The organism is Streptomyces sp. NPDC007991 (assembly GCF_042958445.1).
Classification (GTDB): Bacteria; Actinomycetota; Actinomycetes; order Streptomycetales; family Streptomycetaceae; genus Streptomyces.
The window spans coordinates 513,953-531,875 of the sequence record NZ_JBIBJD010000006.1; the positions used below are offsets into that span (position 1 = coordinate 513,953).

Genomic DNA, 17,923 nt, shown 5'->3' on the forward strand with positions numbered 1-17,923 from the left:
GCGCAGTCCCCCGCGCCCCCGAGCATCACTCCCCGGCGACCAGAGGTGCTGCCCTCTTCGCCCTGCGCTTCAGCACCAGCATCGACGTGAGGCCGACCAGGACCGCTGCCACCAGCCCCAGCCAGGAGAAGCGCTTCAGCCAGGACTCGGCGACGATGCCGACGTAGTAGATGACCGCCGTCGTGCCGCCCGCCCAGACGATGCCGCCGAGGACGTTGGCGATGAGGAACTTCCAGTACGGCATGCGGAGCACACCGGCGAGGGGGCCCGCGAAGATGCGGAGGAGGGCGACGAAGCGGCCGAAGAACACCGCCCACATGCCCCACTTCTCGAAGGACCGCTCGGCCGTGGCGATATGGCCCTCGCTGAAGTGCTTGGGGAACTTCTTGCCCAGCCAGGCCAGCAGCGGGCGGCCGCCCTTGCGGCCGATGGCGTAGCCGATGGAGTCGCCGACGATCGCGCCGGCCGTGGCGCTGGCGCCCAGGACGACGGGGTCGATGTGGCCCTGTTGGGAGGCCAGCAGCGCGGAGGAGACCAGGATGATCTCGCCCGGCAGCGGAATGCCCAGGCTCTCCAGGCCGATGACCAGTCCCACCAGTGCGTAGACGGCGACCGCGGGTACGGTTTCGAGCCATTCCTGGACGTGCAACGCCGGATCCTTTCGCTGAGCTTCCCTGCGTGCACGGGAAGCCTACCGGGTGACAAGACGTCGTCCGCGGCTCAGGCGTTCCAGTTCCACTCGGCGACCTCGGGCAGGTCGGTGCCGTGCTCGCGGATCCAGGCGTGGTGCCGGGTGCGGGCGTCGGCCATGCGCTGGCGTACGGCCGTGGCGCGCACCGCGAGACCGGGCACGCGGTCGATGACGTCCATGACGAGGCGGTAGCGGTCGAGGTCGTTGCGGACGACCATGTCGAAGGGCGTGGTGGTGGTGCCGGCCTCCTTGTAGCCGCGCACGTGCAGGTGCTGGTGGCCGGCGCGGCGGTAGGCCAGGCGGTGGATCAGCCACGGGTAGCCGTGGTAGGCGAAGATCACCGGCTTGTCGGCGGTGAAGAGGCCGTCGTACTCGAAGTCGTTCATGCCGTGCGGGTGTTCCTCCCGGGGCAGCAGCCGGGCGAGGTCGACGACGTTCACGACGCGGACCGACAGGTGGGGCAGGTGCCGGCGCAGCAGGTGCGCGGCGGCCAGGGTCTCCTGGGTGGGGACGTCTCCGGCGCAGGCCAGCACCACGTCGGGTTCGCGGGAGCCGTCCTCGGTGCCGGCCCACTCCCAGATGCCGGCGCCGCGGGCGCAGTGCACCCGGGCCTCGTCGATCGACAGCCAGTCGAAGCAGGGCTGCTTGCCGGCCACGACGACGTTGACGTAGTCGCGGCTGCGCAGCACGTGGTCCGCGACGGACAGCAGGGTGTTGGCGTCCGGCGGGAGGTAGATCCGGACGACCTCGGGGCTCTTGTTGAGGACGTGGTCGACGAAGCCGGGGTCCTGGTGGGAGAAGCCGTTGTGGTCCTGCCGCCACACGTGGGAGGTCAGCAGATAGTTCAGGGAGGCGATGGGGGCCCGCCAGGGCAGGCGCCGGGAGGTGCGCAGCCATTTGATGTGCTGGTTGACCATCGAGTCGACGATGTGCACGAACGCCTCGTAGCAGGAGAACAGCCCGTGCCGGCCGGTGAGGAGGTAGCCCTCCAGCCAGCCCTGGCAGAGGTGTTCGGAGAGGACCTCCATCACCCGGCCGTGCCGGTCGAGGTGCTCGTCGACGTCGAGGGTGGCGGCCTGCCAGGCCTTGCCGCTGGCGGCATAGACCGCCTGGAGCCGGTTGGAGGCGGTCTCGTCCGGGCCGACCAGGCGGAAGTCCCGGCGGTCGGCGGTGTCCCGCATCACCTGGGCCAGGAGGTCGCCGAGGACACGCGTGGGCTCGTGCAGGGTCGTGCCCGGCTTGTCGACGGGCACGGCGAAGTCGTCCAGGGACGGCACCGGCAGGTCGCGGACGAGCAGTCCGCCGTTGGCGTACGGGGTGGCGCCGAGCCGCCTGCCGCCCTCGGGGACGCAGGCGAGGACGTCCGCGACCGGCCGGCCCTCGGCGTCGAACAGCTCCTCGGGCCGGTAGGAGCGCAGCCAGGCCTCCAGCTGGCGCAGGTGGTCGGGGTTGTCACGGACGCCGGCCAGCGGCACCTGGTGGGAGCGCCAGGTGCCCTCGACCGGCTCGCCGTCGACCTCGGCCGGGCCGGTCCAGCCCTTCGGAGTGCGCAGCACGATCACCGGCCAGCGCGGGCGCTCGGTCGCGCCCTCCTCGCGGGCGGCGCGCTGGGCCTCGGCGATGCGGTCGAGCGCGGTGTCCATCGCCCGGGCCATCGCGCGGTGGACGGCCATCGGGTCGTCGCCGCTGACGTGGATCGGGTCGTGGCCGTAGCCGCGCAGCAGCGCGTCGAGCTCGGACTCCGGGAGGCGCGCCAGGACGGTCGGGTTGGCGATCTTGTAGCCGTTGAGGTGCAGGATCGGCAGGACGGCGCCGTCGTGGACGGGGTCGAGGAACTTGTTGGCGTGCCAGGATCCGGCCAGCGGCCCGGTCTCCGCCTCGCCGTCGCCGATCACGCAGGCGACCAGCAGGCCGGGGTGGTCGAGGGCGGCGCCGTAGGCGTGGGCGAGGGAGTAGCCGAGTTCGCCGCCCTCGTGGATCGAGCCGGGCACCTCCGGGGCGACGTGGCTGGGCACGCCTCCGGGGAACGAGAACTGCCGCATCAGCAGCTCCATGCCCTGCCCGTCCCGGGACACATCCGGGTACTTCTCGCTGTAGCTGCCCTCCAGCCAGGAGTTGGCCAGCACCGACGGGCCGCCGTGGCCCGGGCCCCAGACGCACAGCGCGTCGAGCCCGCGGTTCCTGATCACCCGGTTGAGGTGCGTGTGGACGAGGTTGAGCCCGGGCGAGGTGCCCCAGTGGCCCAGAAGGCGCGGTTTGATGTGCTCCGGCCGCAGCGGCTCGGTCAGCAGGGGGTTCGCCAGCAGGTAGATCTGACCGGCCGCCAGGTAGTTGGCGGCCCGCCAGTGGGCGTCCAGCGTGCGCAGTTCCTCGTCGGTCGGGTGTGTGCTGCTGTCCTGGCGCGGGGCCTCGGGCATGGGTGACTCTCCCTGGGTTCTGCGACGGCCTCAGGAGGAGTACCAGTCTGTGCCGGTTCGATGCCAGGCGCCTCCCGGCCAGGTGTCACCACCTCCGGGCATCCGGACTCCCGGAGGTGGGCCTAAGGGAGCGCGGTGGAGTGGAGCGTCGCCGTCACGGCCGTCGCCACGGGGGCTGTCGCCGAGCCCAGTGCGTCGGTGCCGGGCGTGCCCGGGTCGCCGGGGGCCCGTTCCGGTTCGGCCGCGCCGCAGCGGTCCGCCCGGGCGAACCGCGTCTCGTACCGCTCCTGCGGCTGGTCCCCGGCCGTGCTCCGCGCGGGCTCGGGCGGCTCCCCGGGCGGGGCGCCCTCGTACGGTTCCTTGTCCCGGCGGCTCTCCTGCCGGGGGCTCTCCCGAGGCACGTCCTGGCCCTGCGGCCTGCCTGTGTCCCCTCTGCCGCCCGGGTCCTCCACTTCCCCTGAGCCCTCCGGGTCCTCCGGTTCCAGCGCCCAGCGTTGTGCCTCGGATCCGTCGCGCCCGGCGACTTCCACGTTCCGGCCCGTGCCGTGGCCGAGGGCCAGGCCCTTGCCGCCGCGCGGCAGGAGTTCGCCACGCACGGTCAGGTCGTAGCGCACGACTCCGGCGTGCACGAGGCAGTCGGCCAGGACGACCGAGCCCTCGGCGGTGTCGGAGCCGAGGCAGAGCCCGGGGTCGGCGGCGCTGCGCAGCAGGCCGTCGTCCCGGTACGACCACGTCAGGGGCCCGGCGGCGGAGCAGGAGGTCAGCACGGCGCGGGCGTCGGCCCGGGGCCGGCCGCCCCGGACGCCGAGGCACAGGCCGGCGTCGAGGTTGCGCAGCCGCCCGCGGCCCACCTCGGCGGGGCGGCCGGCGGACGCGGCCGACGGCCGGCCGGCCGAGGAGGTTCCCGCGGAATCCGGGTCGACGGAGTGACCGCTGACCGCTCCCCAGGTGGCCTGGGGAGCGACGGTGCCGCCCTCCTCCGTCCAGCCCCTGGCGGCGAGCAGCGTCGCGAGCAGCACGAGGGAGGTCACCCCGACCGCGGCGGCCAGCGCCTTCGCGTGTCTTCTCGACGTCCCGAGCCGGCCGCCCGCCGGCAGGGCGTGCGCCCGGAGCCGGTGACGGCCCCCGGCCGGGCCCGTGGGCAGTGCGCCCCGGCCCCCGTCCCGGCCCGGCCGTGACGCGAGGTAGCGGTGGGCGCCCCAGCCGAGCACGGTCTCGACGAGCAGGTCCTGCAGTCCGCCCTCGAAATGACTGAGTTGTTCGGCGGCGTGCCGGCAGTAGCGGCAGGCCATCAGATGCCGTTGCACGTCCGGCAGCAGGGACCCGCCGCGGCGCATCGGGACGTCGAGCAGACGGTTGTAGAAGCGGCATTCCCGCGTCGGCGCGAGTTCGCGGTGCGCCCGGACGCAACCCGCGCGGAATTGCTCACGCGCCTGCTCCAGCGCGGCCGACGCGGTACGGGCGTCCACTCCCAGCAGACCGGCCGGTACGGTTATGGGCTCGGCCTCTACCTCCGTATGCCAGAGCAGGCATTGGGAAGCCCCCGGAAGGGCGCGGAATGCGCGCTCGGCGAGCCGCCGCCTTTCGGCTGTCCCGGACCGCGCGGCACGCAAGCCCCGGGCGCCGACGGGTTTGCGGAGTTCCGGCAGTACGACGGACATGCCGTCGTCGGCGGCCCAGTCCCGGACCGTGTCCCGTACGGCCGCGAGCAACCGCGGGCGCAGGGCTCCGCCGCCCGGCAGGGCGAGTTCGCGGCGGAACGCGGCGGCGGCCGCCATCGACGCGGAGTCCTCGGAGGAGGCCAGGCAGATCACGGCGTACTCGTGCACCGCCCGCCAGTGCCGTGCCAGCAACAGCGCGGCGGCGCGCGGGCCTTCGGCGGGATCACCGACCCGGGCGAGGAGATTGCGATCGGAATCCGCGGGCCCCGCTCCGGGGCGCGGCGGGTACGGCGGGCGTGGGGGGTAGGGGGATTGCACGGAACCATTTCCTTCCAGCCGCAGGACGGCATACGAATTGCGCGTCCGTCGGAAAGCAGGTGCGTGATTGGTGCATACCTGTGCCGCGTCAGCCAGGACGTGACTGTGAGGCGGCTCACTTTCGCACATGCGACTGACAGGTAACAAGGAGTTCGGATGCCCCAGGTTCAAAGCGTGGGGAATTCAGATGTGTTACCGGCGGTATCCGCACCGGTTTTCGACAATGCCGTCGCCGCAGGGTCTCAACTCGTGGGCATTCAAAGGCGGCTGGTCCGGACATGCGAAAGCCCCGGCGCTCGGCACCGGGGCTCCGCACAAGCGACAGCCGGATCAGCCGTTGGGACGCAGCGTCCAGATCACCGTCATCTCGCCGGTCACCGCGCCGTCGGCCCGCTGGATGGCGATGGCCACGGGGAACTCCGGGCGCTCGCCCGCGTCCAGTTCCGCGACGACCTCGGCGGCCGGACGGCCCAGCGTCGCGGTCGCGGTGACCGCGCCCATCGCCAGCTTCTTGTAGGAGATCTCGGCGCTGACGGCCAGCGGCACGGCGCGCGAGAGCTGGTCCCCGAACGCGGCCAGCACGATGGCCCCGCTCGCGGACTCGCCGAGCGTGAACATCGCCCCGGCGTGCGGCCCGCCCACGTGGTTGTGGTACTCGCCCTGGTCGGGCAGGGACACCACCGCCCGCTCCGGCGTCGTCTCGAGGAACTCGAGGTTCAGGGTCCGGGCCATGGGCACCGTGGCGGCGAGCATCTCGCCGATGGACATCTGGTCTGCGCTCATGGCCGCATGTTACTCACGAGTAGAGACGGCTGGCCAGGCCCGTGTGACGACCGCCGCACCGGTCCCCACCCGGCCGTGCGCGCCCGCCGTTCCCGGGTTGCTACGTCTCCGTCCACGGGCAGTGACCGAATCGTGTCCGGAGCGCGGCTAGGGTGGCTGCCCATGTGGCCAGGACAGCAGCCGCCCGGGGGCGAGCAGAACCCGCAAGCGAACAACCCGTACCAGCAGCCGGGTTACCAGCAGCAGAATCCGTACCAGCAGCAGGGCTATCAGCAGCAGCCCGGCCCCTACGGGCAGCAGCCGCAGTGGGGTGCCCCCGGGCCGGCCGGCGCACCGCAACCCCCGCAGGGCGGTGGCGGCGGCAACCGGACGAAGCTGGTCGCGATCATCGCCGCCGCGGCGGTCGTCGTGGCGGCCGGTGTCACCGGCTTCCTGGTACTGGGCGGCGACAAGGACGACACCGCGGACGGCGGCAAGGGCGCAGGCAAGAAGACCACCGCGCCGGCGAGCCCGTCCACGGACACGAGCACGCCCGCCACGGGTGACAACCCCCGCGGCACCGATGAGGAGAAGCCCACGGTCAAGGGCTGGAAGGTCGTCGTCAACCCCAAGTGGGGCACGGCCTTCGACGTCCCGGCGGACTGGGAGGTCGCCTCCCCGACCACGTCCGTCGGCTTCGAGGACGAGAAGTCCGACGACGCCAAGCCGCTCATCATCATGTCGGCGCCGGCCTTCTACAAGTCCGAGTGGTGCACGAGCGACGACAACAAGGACGGCAGGACCGAGAGCGAGTCCCTGGCCGGGGCGGGCACCAAGGGCGCGGACGGCGCCAAGAACACCGATGAGGTCGCGCTCAACCAGGTGGCCTGGTGGGTGTACGGCGGCTACACCCAGCCGGACAAGAAGAGCGTCAAGACCGAGGCGAAGGCCAAGCCCTACACCACCGCCGCCGGCGTGAAGGGCAGCGTCGCCTGGGCGTGGTCGGAGAACACGCCCGACAAGGGCAAGTGCGCGAGCGACGGCAAGGCGGTCACGTTCGGCTTCAAGAACTCGGCGGGCGACTTCGTCGCGTGGAGTTTCTACGGGGCCAAGGGCGTCAAGGGCGAGGTGCCCAAGGAGACCATCCTGAAGATCCTCAGCACGGTCCGGCTGCACGGAGAGCCCACCGCAAGCTGACGCGGACACCGAACGGGCCCGCCCCGGCAGGGGCGGGCCGTCTCGGGGTCAGCAGGTCAGCCGATACCGAAGGCGCCGTCGGGGGGCTCGGGTGACGGCACGGCGTCCTCATCCCGCACCGCACGCGCCCCACCGATGAACTCCCGCAGAGCGTCACCGTGTTCGACCCGGGCCGGGAAGGCGTCGGCGGCCGTGAGCCGGGCCAGGGCGGCGACGTCGACCGGCTCGCGCCCGGCCACGAGCACCGCGTTCCCGAACCGCCGCCCCCGCAGCACCCCCGGCTCGGCGATCAGCACGAGTTCCTCGAAGACGGTGGCGAGAGTGGCGAGTTGGGACCGCAGGAAGTGGAACGGCGCCGCATCGGGGAGATTGGCGAGGTAGACCCCACTCCCCCGCAGGACCCGCGCGGCCTCCCGTACAAAGGCGACGGAGGTGAGGTGCGCCGGAACCCGCGAACCGCCGAACACATCGGCGACGATCACATCGGCCGAATCCGCGGCGGCGTTCCCCAGCCACTCCCGCGCGTCCGCCACGTGCAGCGCGACCCGGACCCCCTCCGGCAACGGCAGATGCTCGGCCACCAGCTCCAGCAGCCCCCGGTCGAACTCGACGACGTCCTGCCGGGAACGGGGCCGGGTCGCGGCCACGTACCGGGGCAGCGTGAGCGCCCCTCCCCCGAGATGCACCACGTCCAGCCCCCGCCCCGGCTCCGCCACGACATCCAGCACGTACCCGAGCCGCCGCGCGTACTCGAACTCCAGATGCGTGGGCTCGTCCAGATCGACATACGACTGCGGCGCCCCGTCGACGGTCAGCAGCCAGGCCCGTTCCCGGTCGACGTCGGGCATGAGCTTGGCGGTGCCGTGATCGACGTCGCGGGTCACGGGGATGGGCTCGTTCACCATCTCATTGTGCCTGTGGTGCGGCGCCCCATCAGGGGCGCGGGGAACTGCGCGACCAGCCACTTCCGGCCAGCAGTCCCCCGCGCACAGCAAGAGGCGATCACCCGACGACAGTCACAGTCCCGGCCCCCACCGTCCGCCCACCCTCACGCACGGCGAACCCGAGCCCCGGCTCCAACGGCACCTCCCGCCCCAGCTCCACGGTCATGACCACCGTGTCCCCGGGCCGCGCCACAGCGACCTCACCGAGGTCGACGTCCCCCACCACATCCGCCGTACGGATGTAGAACTGCGGCCGGTACCCACTGGAGACAGCCGTCGTACGGCCCCCCTCACGCGCGGACAGCACATACACCCGCGCCGTGAAGCGACGACTCGGCACCACACTCCCCGGCGCGGCCACCACGTGCCCCCGCCGGACGGCGTCCCGGGGGACCCCCCGCAGCAGCAGCGCCACGTTGTCCCCGGCCTGCGCCTCCTCCATCGGCTTGCCGAAGGTCTCCAGCCCGGTGACCACCGTCTCGACGGCAGCCCCGAGCACCTCGACCTTGTCCCCGACCCGCACCGTGCCCCGCTCCACCGCACCGGTCACCACGGTCCCCCGGCCGGTGATGGTCAGCACGTTCTCCACGGACAGCAGGAACGGCGCGTCCAGATACCGCTCCGGAATCGGCACATACGTGTCCACCGCGTCGAGCAGCGCCTCGATCGAGGCCGTCCACCGCGGGTCCCCCTGCAGCGCCTTCAGACCCGAGACGCGTACCACGGGTACGGAGTCACCGCCGTAGCCGTGCGCCGTGAGCAGGTCGCGGACCTCCAGCTCGACCAGGTCGGTCAGCTCCTCGTCCCCCGCGTCGGCCTTGTTGAGGGCGACCACGATGTGGTCGACGCCCACCTGCCGGGCGAGCAGCACGTGTTCGGCGGTCTGCGGCATGATCCCGTCGAGCGCGGAGACGACGAGGATCGCCCCGTCGAGCTGCGCGGCGCCGGTGACCATGTTCTTGACGTAGTCGGCGTGGCCCGGCATGTCGACGTGCGCGTAGTGCCGGGTGTCGGTCTCGTACTCGACGTGCGCGATGTTGATGGTGATGCCGCGCGCCGCCTCCTCGGGCGCCCGGTCGATCCGGTCGAACGGCACGAACGTGCCGGTGCCGCGCTCGGCGAGAACCTTGGTGATGGCGGCCGTGAGCGTGGTCTTGCCGTGGTCGACATGACCCATCGTGCCGATGTTGAGATGCGGTTTCGTACGGATGTAGGCCGTCTTGGACATGGCTGTACCTCACAGCGTCGGATCAGCGAAGAAAGAACCTGGGACCCCGAGGACCTGCCCGACCCTCCCCTTGCGGGGTCCGCCGGACGAACCGGAGAGGGTCAGCTTCGGGCGCCGTCCGCAACGGCCGTGACAACCACGACGGCAGCCTTCGGGGCATCCGTGACCACGGATGCCGCGAGGGTGAAGGCGTGCCGGAACATGTGTCAGATCTTTGCCGACGCTTCACCGCACGTCGAATGGTTTTCGGCGCCGCTCGGTCGGTCCCGCGCGGGGATGCGGACGGCTGTCTGTGACGCTGGTGAGACGAACCATACGGCGATCACACACATATGTCGGTTAGTGTCACCGGATGCTCGATGCCACCACCCGCTCTGGGGGCACCGCCACGGCCTCTCCCCGGGCCAGCACCGCGGAGCTCGCCGTCGCCGTTCCCTCGGCAACGACCGCCTCGCCCGTCCCGCCCACCGGTTTCACCGCTCGCTGCACGAGAGTTCTGCTGTCCCCGTGGTCGAGGCTCTCCCTGCTCGTCGCGCTGCTCGCCGCGGGCGCGTGCGGGGTCCTGCTGTTCGAGCCGCAGCGGCTGCTGACGCAGGGCTGGCCGCCGCAGCTCGGCGGAGCCATGGCGGCGCTGGTGTTCGCGGTGGCGTACGGCGTGTGCACGGTGGCGTTCGTGCCGAGGCCGCTGCTGAACCTCGCGGCGGGGGCGCTGTTCGGTTCGCAGCTGGGCACCGGCGTGGCGCTGGCCGGCACGGTGCTCGGTGCCGGGATCGCCTTCTGTCTGGGCCGCGCGCTGGGCCAGGACGCCCTGCGGCCGCTGCTGCGCGGGCGCTGGCTGAAGGCCGCGGACGGCCAGCTCAGCCGGCACGGCTTCCGCTCGATGCTGGTGGTGCGGCTCTTCCCCGGTGTGCCGTTCTGGGCCGCGAACTACTGCGCCTCGTTCTCCCGCATGGGCCTGCTGCCGTTCCTGCTGGCGACGGGCCTCGGCTCGATCCCGAACACCGCCGCCTACGCCGTCGCCGGCGCCCGCGCCTCCACCCCGACGTCCCCCGCCTTCCTGATCGCCATGGCCTGTATCGCCCTGCCCGCGCTGGCGGGCGTGGTGGTGGCCTGGCGCAAGCGGCACCGCCTGCGCCGGCTCTGACCACCGTTACGCCCGCTCACACCCTGACGAACCGTTACGCCCGCCAGGCTCACACCCGTTCCAGCACCATGGCGTTGGCGAGTCCGCCCGCCTCGCACATGGTCTGGAGCGCGTACCGGGCGCCCCGTTCCCGCATCGCGTGGACCAGCGTCGTCGTCAGCCGGGTGCCGCTCGCGCCGAGCGGGTGGCCGAGCGCGATGGCGCCGCCGTGCACGTTGACCCGGGCGAGGTCGGCGCCGGTCTCCTGCTGCCAGGCCAGGACCACGCTGGCGAACGCCTCGTTGACCTCGAACAGGTCGATGTCGTCGAGGGTCAGCGAGGCCCTGCGCAGCACCTTCTCGGTCGCCGGGACGACACCGGTGAGCATCAGCAGCGGGTCGGAGCCGGTGACGGCGAAGCTGTGCAGCCGGGCGAGCGGGCGCAGGCCGAGCCGGGCCGCCGTCTCGCTGGAGGTGATGAGGACCGCCGAGGCACCGTCGTTGACCGGGCTGGCGTTGCCCGCCGTGATGTTCCACTCGATCTGCGGGAAGCGTTCGGCGAAGCCGGGGTCGTAGTAGGCGGGCTTGAGCCCGGCGAGGATCTCGGGGGTGCTGCCGGGCCGTACGCACTCGTCGCGCGTGACACCCTCCAGGGGCGCGACCTCCGCGTCGAAGAGCCCGCCGTCCCAGGCCGCCGCGGCCTTGTGGTGCGAGGAGACGGCGAAGTCGTCCAGCTGCTCGCGGCCGATCGACCACTTGGCGGCGATGAGTTCGGCGCTGATGCCCTGTGGGACGAGTCCCTCGGGGTAGCGCTCGGCGATCCCGGGGCCGAAGGGGTCCTTGCCCGCGGGCACGTTCGACCACATCGGCACCCGGCTCATCGACTCGACCCCGCAGGCCACGACGAGGTCGTACGCTCCGGAGAGGACGCCCTGGGCCGCGAAGTGCACGGCCTGCTGGGAGGAACCGCACTGGCGGTCCACGGTGGTCGCGGGCACCGACTCCGGGAAGCCCGCGGACAGGGCGGCGTAGCGGGTGGTGTTCATGGCCTGCTCGCCGACCTGGTCGACGGTGCCGCCGATGACGTCGTCGATCAGCACCGGGTCGACACCGGAGCGTTCGACGAGGGTGCGCAGGGTGTGGGCGAGGAGCTCCACCGGGTGGACGTGCGCGAGGGCGCCGTTGGGCTTGCCCTTGCCGATCGGGGTGCGTACGGCTTCGACCATCACTGCGTCACGCATGTCCGGGCCCTCCACGGCTACCAGTGAGTAGGAAATCCAAACTCACCGTAACCCCATGGGTTGGAAATTCCAACCCTCTCCTAGACTGAGGTTCATGGCCGCCAGCAAAGACCCGCGCCCCTGCTCCATCGCCGACACCCTGGCCCTCGTCGGCGAGAAGTACTCGCTGCTCGTGCTGCGGGAGGTGTGCCTCGGCAACGGCCGTTTCGACCAGCTGGTGCGCAACATCGGCGCACCGCGCGACATCCTCGCCACGCGGCTGCGCCGGCTCGTCGACGCCGGGATCCTGGTCAAGCAGCCCTACAGCGAGCGCCCGCAGCGCTTCACGTACAAGCCCACCCGGGCCGGGCTGGAACTGGAGCCCGTGCTGATGACCCTCATGGCCTGGGGCGACCGCCATCTGCGGACGGACGGCGACCGCCCGATGGTCGTGGAGCACTCCTGCGGCCGGGCCCTCACCCCGGTCGTCACCTGCCGGGCCTGCGCCGACGAGGTGCGCCACGAGGACCTCACGGCCCACCCCCAGGCGCCCGGCTGGACGGTGACGGGACCGACGGCGGCCTGAGCCCGCCCTGCCTCGGAGCACCGGCCAAACCCCTGTGTCCAAGCGGCCGTCCGGGGGCGCTACGCTTCCCCTTCGGTACATCTGATCCCCCGGTCATCACACCCGGCGGCCCGGTGTGCCCGTCGTCCGTCCCACGATCGGCACTTGGACTCCGCTACCTCATGTCTTGGTTCGAATCACTCATCCTCGGACTCGTCCAGGGGCTGACCGAGTTCCTCCCCGTCTCCTCCAGCGCGCACCTGCGCCTGACGGCGGCGTTCTCGGGCTGGGAGGACCCGGGCGCAGCCTTCACGGCGATCACCCAGATCGGCACCGAGGCCGCCGTGCTGATCTACTTCCGCAAGGACATCGGGCGGATCATCTCGGCGTGGACGCGCTCGCTCACGAACAAGGAGCTGCGCGGCGACCCGGACGCGCGGATGGGCTGGCTGGTCATCGTCGGCTCGATCCCGATCGGTGTGCTCGGCGTCACGCTGAAGGACCAGATCGAGGGGCCCTTCCGCGACCTGCGGATCACCGCGACGATGCTGATCGGCATGGGCATCGTCCTGGGCGTCGCCGACCGGCTCGCGGCGCGGGACGAGAGCGGCGGCCGGCACCGCGCGCCCAAGCAGCGCAAGGCCCTGGAGGACCTGGGCGTACGGGACGGCCTGATCTACGGCGTCTGCCAGGCCATGGCGCTCATCCCGGGCGTCTCCCGCTCCGGCGCCACCATCAGCGGCGGCCTGTTCATGGGCTACAAGCGCGAGGCCGCGGCCCGCTACTCCTTCCTGCTCGCGATCCCGGCGGTGCTCGCCTCCGGCATCTTCGAGCTCAAGGACGCGACGGAGGGCGGCCATGTCTCGTGGGGGCCGACGATCTTCGCGACGGTCATCGCCTTCGCGGTCGGCTACGCGGTGATCGCGTGGTTCATGAAGTTCATCTCGACCAAGAGCTTCATGCCGTTCGTCTGGTACCGGATCGCGCTCGGCATCCTCATCATCGCCCTGGTCAGCATGGGCGCGCTGAGCCCGCACGCGGCCGAGTCGGCGGGCTGAACCAGGGCCACACAGGTAGCGCTATCCAGCATTTCCTAGCGCCTGATTGCAGCATCACGCCATGATCGTCTCCCACTTGTCTCCCACTCAGGAGACCGGGAGACGATCAGCCAGAAGTGCGCACCTGCAAAGTCGGGAGCAGAAAGGAGGGCCCGCACAGCAGCAGCTGTGCGGGCCCTTCTGCGTGGCGGCCGGCCCGGGTCAGTCGAGGCTGAGGCGCGCCAGCAGGCCCTGGACACGGCCGGCGAGCGCCTTCTCCGGGTCCGTGCTGATGGTGGCAAGTGCCACTGCGGCCGTCACGATGACGTCGCTCAGCTGCTTCTCGACGAGCCGCCAGCGCGGGCGGTGAGGAAGCCGAGGGTGTAGCGGTCGGGGTTGCCGTGGCCGGCCAGGCCCAAGAGCTTGCCGGAGCCGGTCCAGTTGCCGAGTCCGAGGTGCCGACTTTCCTGCCGGTGGATGTCGGCCGGTGATCGGCCGCGTCGGGCTGCTCGGCGAGTGGGAAGCTGCCGCCATGATGGGAGGCATGCCCTCCAGCCCGCACCACCCCGCACCCGCGTCGAAGAACCTCTCGGGCACGGACGCCGAGGACCTCGCGCTGTGCCGGGAGAAGTTCCGGTGCCGTCTGCCGGAGGCGCTGGACGAGTTGCACGGCCCGACCCAGGGGGTCGTCGAGCTGCCGCTGCACATGGCCTGGTCCGGGATGACCTCGTACGACCTGGGCAAGCCGCGCCAGCGCATGGGCCTGTACCGCACTGTCCTGCATGAGGGTCTGCACGACGACCTGCCCCGCTACCTCAACCAGGACCTGCTCCTCCAGCTGTGGCCGGTGCTGCGCACCCTCGTCGGCCGCACCGTGCGCGCCGTATGGGAGGACGCCTTCCCGAGCTCGCCTCGCGCACCCGGGCGGTCGCGTGACGGACATGCCGGAGCTGCACGCGCGGCTCCTGGCGGATGTGATCGCCCTCGGCTCCCCGTATCCCCTGGTCCTCACCGGCGGGTAGGCCGTGCGGGCGCACCGCCTCGTGAACCGCCCCAGCCAGGACCTCGATGTCGCCACCGAGAACCCGGCGCCCATGGCCGACATCGCCGCCACGCTCCGCGCCGGCCTGGAAGCCCGCGGCTGGAAGGTGCACGCGCTGGAGACCGCCCCGCTGTCCGCCCGCTTCACCGTGACCGACCCGGCCACCGGGATGCGAAGTCGACATCCTCAAGGAGATCTTCTGGCGGCCGGTCGCCCAGAGCCCGTACGGGCCCGTCCTCGCGGAGGAGGACGTGATCGGACCAAGGTCCCGCCCTCGCCGACCGCGGAACGCCCCGTGACCTGATCGACGTGTTCGCAGCCTCCCGCCGTTGGAACACCGCCGATCTCGAGGCACACGACCAGCATGCCGGAGTTGCGGACCCGTCCTCGACCACGGCTCTCCTGGTCTCTTTCCGGCCCGTTCCCGGACCCCGTTGACAACTGCCACCACTCCCTCCATCATCATTCCACTAACTGATTAGTGGAATGATGATGGAGGGAGTGGTGGCCGTGGAGTACCGCATCGACAGGCGGAGCGGGGTCCCCGCCTTCCAGCAGATCGTGCAGCAGACCAAGCAGGCCCTGCGGCTGGGCGTACTGGTGCCGGGCGACCGGCTGCCCACCGCCAAGGACGTCGCCGAGACGAGCGCGGTCAACCCGAACACCACCCTCAAGGCGTACCGCGAGCTGGAGCGCGAGGGCCTGGTCGAACCGCGACCGGGCCAGGGCACCTTCGTACGCCGCACGCTGGGCCGCCCCGAGACGGGCACCGACTCGCCGCTGTACGGGGAGCTGGTGGCGTGGATGTCGAAGGCGGCCGGGGCCGGTCTGGAGCAGGAGGACGTGGCCGCGCTGGTCGCGTCGGCGCTGGAGAAGCAGTACGCCCCCGGGACCACGGCGGTCTCGGGGGCCACGACAACGAGGAGCACAGGTGAGTGACGTCATGTACGCGGGGGAACCGGCGCTCGAGGCGCACGGACTGGGGATGCGCTACCGGCGGGGCTGGGCGCTGCGGGACTGCACCTTCCGGCTTCCGGCGGGCAGGATCTGCGGGCTGGTCGGCCCCAATGGGGCGGGCAAGACCACGCTGCTGAACATCGCGGCCCATGTCCTGAAGCCGACGCAGGGCTCGCTCAGTCTGTTCGGCGAGGCACCGGGCTCAGTGGAGTCCGGTCGGCGTACGGCCTTCCTCGCACAGGAGAAGCCGCTGTTCCGTCGCTTCACCGTGGCGGAGACCCTGCGGCTGGGGCGGGAGCTGAACCCCAGCTGGGACCAGCGCGCCGCCGAGGACATCGTCCGCGCGGGCAACGTGCCCTTCGACGCGAAGATCGGCACCCTCTCCGGTGGCCAGCGCACCCGCGTCGCCATCGCCCTCGCCTTCGGCAAGCGCCCCGACCTGCTGCTGCTCGACGAGCCGATGTCGGACCTCGATCCGGTCGTGCGCCACGAACTCATGGGCACCCTCCTCGCCGAGGCCGGCGAGCGCGGCACCACCGTGGTGATGTCCACCCACGTCCTCGCCGAACTGGAGAACGTGTGCGACTTCCTCGTCGTCGTCTCCGGCGGCGGAGTGCGCCTCGCCGGCGACGTGGATGAGCTGATGACCGCGCACACCGTGGTCACCGGGGCCAGGGAGGGCGAGGGCCTGCCCGCCGGCCTCGGTTACCACACCCTCGTCGAGGCCCGGACCAGCGGACGGCAGTTCACCGCGCTCATCCGCCCGGAGGGCCCGGCTACCGGCCCTTGGGAGGTAGCCGCCCCGAACATGGAGGAACTCCTGCTCGCCTATCTCCGCTCTCCCGACGCGCAACCACTCATCACCCCCACCGCCCAGGTCCAGGGCCAGGCGTTCGGCACCGGCACGGTGGCGGCATGAGCACCTTCACCAACCCCTCGACCGACGGCAAGAACGGAACAACGAACCGGACGATGAACGGGACCAAGAACGCACCCAAGCATGAGGCCAGGAACGCGACCAACACGGAGGCCACCCGGCGCCCCCGCCTCAGCGGTATGACCTGGCTGGTCTGGCGCCAGCACCGGGCCGCGTTCTGGACCATCCTCGCCGCCACCGGGCTCTGCGCGGCCTGGATCGTCTACCAGCGCGGCCAGATGATGAACTTCCTCGACGCCTACGGCTTTCCCGCCAAGAGCCTCGAAGACGCGGAGAAGGAGTTCCAGCCGTACATCGACGCGTTCGATTCCGTCACCACCGGTCTCACGGCGATCCCCGTCATGCTCGGTGTCCTCCTCGGCGCCCCGCTGCTCGCGGGCGATCTGGAGAACGGCACGGCCAAGCTGATCGCCGCCCAGTCCGTGAGCCGCAACCGCTGGCTCGCCACGAAGCTGGGGCTGACCGGGCTGCTGGTCGTGGTGGCTACTGTCACGCTGTCGGTTGTGTTCGCCTGGTGGTGGAACCCCATCAAACTCCACCCCGCGGACATCGACTGGACCACCAGTGACTTCTTCAACACCACGGGCCCGGCGCCCGTCGCCCTCACCCTCCTCTCCGTGTTCGGCGGGGTGGCGATCGGTGTGGTCCTGCGCCGCACACTGGTGGCCATGGTCGTGACCCTCGGTTTCACCGTCGCCCTCCAGACGGTCTGGGGCCACTTCGCGATGTCGCTCGGCAACATCGTCACGGCCACCAGCAAGCCTGTCAGCCCCGGCACCGGGATCACGTTTCCGGAGGTGCCCCGCACTGCGTACGTGGCCGACGCCTCGTATGTCACCGGCAGCGGAAAGCTGCTCGACGTCAGCACGTGTTCGGATGCGCCGATGGAGCAGGGGATTGAGCTCTGTATGAAGAAGGCGGACATCGTCGGTGCGTCGGTGGATTACATCCCCATATCGCAGATGGGCGGAATGCAGTGGTTCGGGGCCTCGATTCTGTTCGCCCTGACGGCCTGCGTCGTGGCGTTCCTCTTCATCTGGGGTCGTAAGCGGCTCGTCTGAGTAGCCGTTCGCCCCCCCGCACCGCCCGATATGCGGGAAAGAGCGGAGAGAAAGGCATGTGTGGAATCGCCGAAGGAGGCGAGCGGGTGAGGCTTCGGCGCACCCCCTGCTCACCTCCACCGCCCTCTTCGTGATCGCCGCCGGCAACGAGGGCCCCGCCGCCGGCACCTTTGGATCGCCGGGCAGCACCGCCGCCTCGGGCCATCCGGCCTACCAGCAGATCATGACGGTGTTCGCCACGGTCGACACGCCATTGCGGGCGCGGCAGGTGTGCGAGGCGACGGACCTAGAGACCTCGCCCAACAACATCAAAAACACCCGCCTGAAGCTCAAGCGGCTCGCCGAGCGCGGGATCCCGGCCGAGACCGAGCAGCGCTTGTTCACCCAGCCGCAGCCGTAACCGCCCGGCGACGTCGCGGCCGGCCCGCACCCCCTCCCAAAAGTGCGAAACGGACGTAAACTCACGTAACACCCTCTCAGATCCCGGGAGAAACATCCGTGGCGGGCACGGCCGGGGACGGCACCCGCGGTGGCCGGCTCATACGCGGCAGGACAGCGAGGACGAGCACCGTACGGCGGTGCGCAGAGTAGATCCGGGCGGGCTTGCCGTACGGCACGCGCTGGCCGCGTATGCCTCCCGAGGCACCGAGGTTCGGCCCGGAGACGTCCTCGGCCCCGGTACCTGCGGCGCACCATCGGGAACCGGCGCGGGCGGGGAGGGCCGGGGACGTCACCCCCGAGCCGGGCCGTAGCGTGGATCGACC

Annotated in this window: 15 protein-coding genes and 1 pseudogene; 9 read left to right on the forward strand and 7 right to left on the reverse strand. The window is 71.3% G+C overall.

The genetic code is table 11. The features are described 5' to 3' along the window. Nucleotides 1-25 precede the first annotated feature (25 nt). The 4 genes from ACFZDA_RS19975 to ACFZDA_RS19990 all read right to left on the reverse strand — a co-directional run bounded on the left by ACFZDA_RS19975 (nucleotide 26) and on the right by ACFZDA_RS19990 (nucleotide 5,870). The gene (locus ACFZDA_RS19975) at nucleotides 26-649 is read right to left on the reverse strand and encodes a VTT domain-containing protein (RefSeq protein ID WP_391082917.1); all 624 of its coding nucleotides are present in this window, start codon (nucleotides 647-649) and stop codon (nucleotides 26-28) included. A gap of 71 nt (nucleotides 650-720) precedes the next feature. Next, nucleotides 721-3,108 carry a phosphoketolase gene (locus ACFZDA_RS19980; RefSeq protein WP_391082920.1) on the reverse strand — a complete coding sequence of 796 codons (2,388 nt, stop codon included), beginning with the start codon at nucleotides 3,106-3,108 and terminating at the stop codon, nucleotides 721-723. A gap of 122 nt (nucleotides 3,109-3,230) precedes the next feature. Beyond that, nucleotides 3,231-5,087 (reverse strand): ricin-type beta-trefoil lectin domain protein, encoded by a 1,857-nt coding sequence (locus tag ACFZDA_RS19985; RefSeq protein ID WP_391082923.1) that lies wholly within the window; start codon nucleotides 5,085-5,087, stop codon nucleotides 3,231-3,233. A gap of 330 nt (nucleotides 5,088-5,417) precedes the next feature. After that, nucleotides 5,418-5,870, reverse strand: coding sequence for a DUF4442 domain-containing protein (locus ACFZDA_RS19990; RefSeq protein ID WP_391082926.1), 453 nt, complete (start codon nucleotides 5,868-5,870; stop codon nucleotides 5,418-5,420). A 162-nt stretch (nucleotides 5,871-6,032) separates the two neighbouring features. Between ACFZDA_RS19990 and ACFZDA_RS19995 the strand changes: the two genes are divergently transcribed. Beyond that, nucleotides 6,033-7,046 carry a hypothetical protein gene (locus ACFZDA_RS19995; RefSeq protein WP_391082929.1) on the forward strand — a complete coding sequence of 338 codons (1,014 nt, stop codon included), beginning with the start codon at nucleotides 6,033-6,035 and terminating at the stop codon, nucleotides 7,044-7,046. A gap of 56 nt (nucleotides 7,047-7,102) precedes the next feature. Here ACFZDA_RS19995 and ACFZDA_RS20000 read toward each other — a convergent pair whose 3' ends face one another. Next, entirely contained in the window at nucleotides 7,103-7,948 is an 846-nt protein-coding gene (locus ACFZDA_RS20000; RefSeq protein WP_391082932.1) for a fused MFS/spermidine synthase, read from the reverse strand. A gap of 100 nt (nucleotides 7,949-8,048) precedes the next feature. Then, on the reverse strand, nucleotides 8,049-9,218 hold the full coding sequence (tuf, locus tag ACFZDA_RS20005) for an elongation factor Tu (RefSeq protein WP_391082934.1): 1,170 nt from the start codon (nucleotides 9,216-9,218) through the stop codon (nucleotides 8,049-8,051). A 352-nt stretch (nucleotides 9,219-9,570) separates the two neighbouring features. Between tuf and ACFZDA_RS20010 the strand changes: the two genes are divergently transcribed. Beyond that, nucleotides 9,571-10,362, forward strand: a complete 792-nt coding sequence (locus ACFZDA_RS20010; protein WP_391082937.1) for a VTT domain-containing protein — start codon at nucleotides 9,571-9,573, stop codon at nucleotides 10,360-10,362. Between the two features lie 49 nt (nucleotides 10,363-10,411). Here the strand turns inward: ACFZDA_RS20010 and ACFZDA_RS20015 are convergent, their stop codons facing one another. Then, on the reverse strand, nucleotides 10,412-11,581 hold the full coding sequence (locus ACFZDA_RS20015; RefSeq protein WP_391082939.1) for an acetyl-CoA C-acyltransferase: 1,170 nt from the start codon (nucleotides 11,579-11,581) through the stop codon (nucleotides 10,412-10,414). A gap of 94 nt (nucleotides 11,582-11,675) precedes the next feature. Between ACFZDA_RS20015 and ACFZDA_RS20020 the strand changes: the two genes are divergently transcribed. From ACFZDA_RS20020 to ACFZDA_RS20050, 7 genes and pseudogenes are all read left to right on the forward strand, one after another. Continuing rightward, a complete protein-coding gene (locus ACFZDA_RS20020) occupies nucleotides 11,676-12,146 on the forward strand; it encodes a winged helix-turn-helix transcriptional regulator (RefSeq protein ID WP_391082942.1) in 471 nt (156 codons plus the stop codon). A gap of 161 nt (nucleotides 12,147-12,307) precedes the next feature. After that, a complete protein-coding gene (locus tag ACFZDA_RS20025; RefSeq protein ID WP_391082945.1) occupies nucleotides 12,308-13,183 on the forward strand; it encodes an undecaprenyl-diphosphate phosphatase in 876 nt (291 codons plus the stop codon). Nucleotides 13,184-14,103: 920 nt separating this feature from the next. Then, nucleotides 14,104-14,555 (forward strand): annotated as a pseudogene (locus ACFZDA_RS20030) (nucleotidyl transferase AbiEii/AbiGii toxin family protein); the annotation flags it as partial. A gap of 135 nt (nucleotides 14,556-14,690) precedes the next feature. After that, nucleotides 14,691-15,143 (forward strand): GntR family transcriptional regulator, encoded by a 453-nt coding sequence (locus ACFZDA_RS20035; protein ID WP_391082948.1) that lies wholly within the window; start codon nucleotides 14,691-14,693, stop codon nucleotides 15,141-15,143. A 4-nt stretch (nucleotides 15,144-15,147) separates the two neighbouring features. Then, nucleotides 15,148-16,080 carry an ATP-binding cassette domain-containing protein gene (locus ACFZDA_RS20040; protein ID WP_391083265.1) on the forward strand — a complete coding sequence of 311 codons (933 nt, stop codon included), beginning with the start codon at nucleotides 15,148-15,150 and terminating at the stop codon, nucleotides 16,078-16,080. After that, the gene (locus ACFZDA_RS20045) at nucleotides 16,077-17,159 is read left to right on the forward strand and encodes an ABC transporter permease (protein ID WP_391082951.1); all 1,083 of its coding nucleotides are present in this window, start codon (nucleotides 16,077-16,079) and stop codon (nucleotides 17,157-17,159) included. Before ACFZDA_RS20040 ends, ACFZDA_RS20045 begins: the two co-directional genes overlap by 4 nt. Before the next feature lie 130 nt (nucleotides 17,160-17,289). Then, nucleotides 17,290-17,559 (forward strand): hypothetical protein, encoded by a 270-nt coding sequence (locus ACFZDA_RS20050; RefSeq protein WP_391082954.1) that lies wholly within the window; start codon nucleotides 17,290-17,292, stop codon nucleotides 17,557-17,559. Nucleotides 17,560-17,923: the final 364 nt, after the last annotated feature.

Excerpts from the sequence above, each read along its gene's own strand:
- ACFZDA_RS19980 (WP_391082920.1), bottom strand. The coding sequence starts at position 3,108 with ATGCCCGAGGCCCCGCGCCAGGACAGCAGCACACACCCGACCGACGAG.
- ACFZDA_RS19990 (WP_391082926.1), bottom strand. The coding sequence starts at position 5,870 with ATGAGCGCAGACCAGATGTCCATCGGCGAGATGCTCGCCGCCACGGTG.
- ACFZDA_RS19995 (WP_391082929.1), top strand. The coding sequence starts at position 6,033 with ATGTGGCCAGGACAGCAGCCGCCCGGGGGCGAGCAGAACCCGCAAGCG.
- tuf (WP_391082934.1), bottom strand. The coding sequence starts at position 9,218 with ATGTCCAAGACGGCCTACATCCGTACGAAACCGCATCTCAACATCGGC.
- ACFZDA_RS20010 (WP_391082937.1), top strand. The coding sequence starts at position 9,571 with ATGCTCGATGCCACCACCCGCTCTGGGGGCACCGCCACGGCCTCTCCC.
- ACFZDA_RS20015 (WP_391082939.1), bottom strand. The coding sequence starts at position 11,581 with ATGCGTGACGCAGTGATGGTCGAAGCCGTACGCACCCCGATCGGCAAG.
- ACFZDA_RS20020 (WP_391082942.1), top strand. The coding sequence starts at position 11,676 with ATGGCCGCCAGCAAAGACCCGCGCCCCTGCTCCATCGCCGACACCCTG.
- ACFZDA_RS20025 (WP_391082945.1), top strand. The coding sequence starts at position 12,308 with ATGTCTTGGTTCGAATCACTCATCCTCGGACTCGTCCAGGGGCTGACC.
- ACFZDA_RS20035 (WP_391082948.1), top strand. The coding sequence starts at position 14,691 with ATGATGATGGAGGGAGTGGTGGCCGTGGAGTACCGCATCGACAGGCGG.
- ACFZDA_RS20040 (WP_391083265.1), top strand. The coding sequence starts at position 15,148 with ATGTACGCGGGGGAACCGGCGCTCGAGGCGCACGGACTGGGGATGCGC.
- ACFZDA_RS20045 (WP_391082951.1), top strand. The coding sequence starts at position 16,077 with ATGAGCACCTTCACCAACCCCTCGACCGACGGCAAGAACGGAACAACG.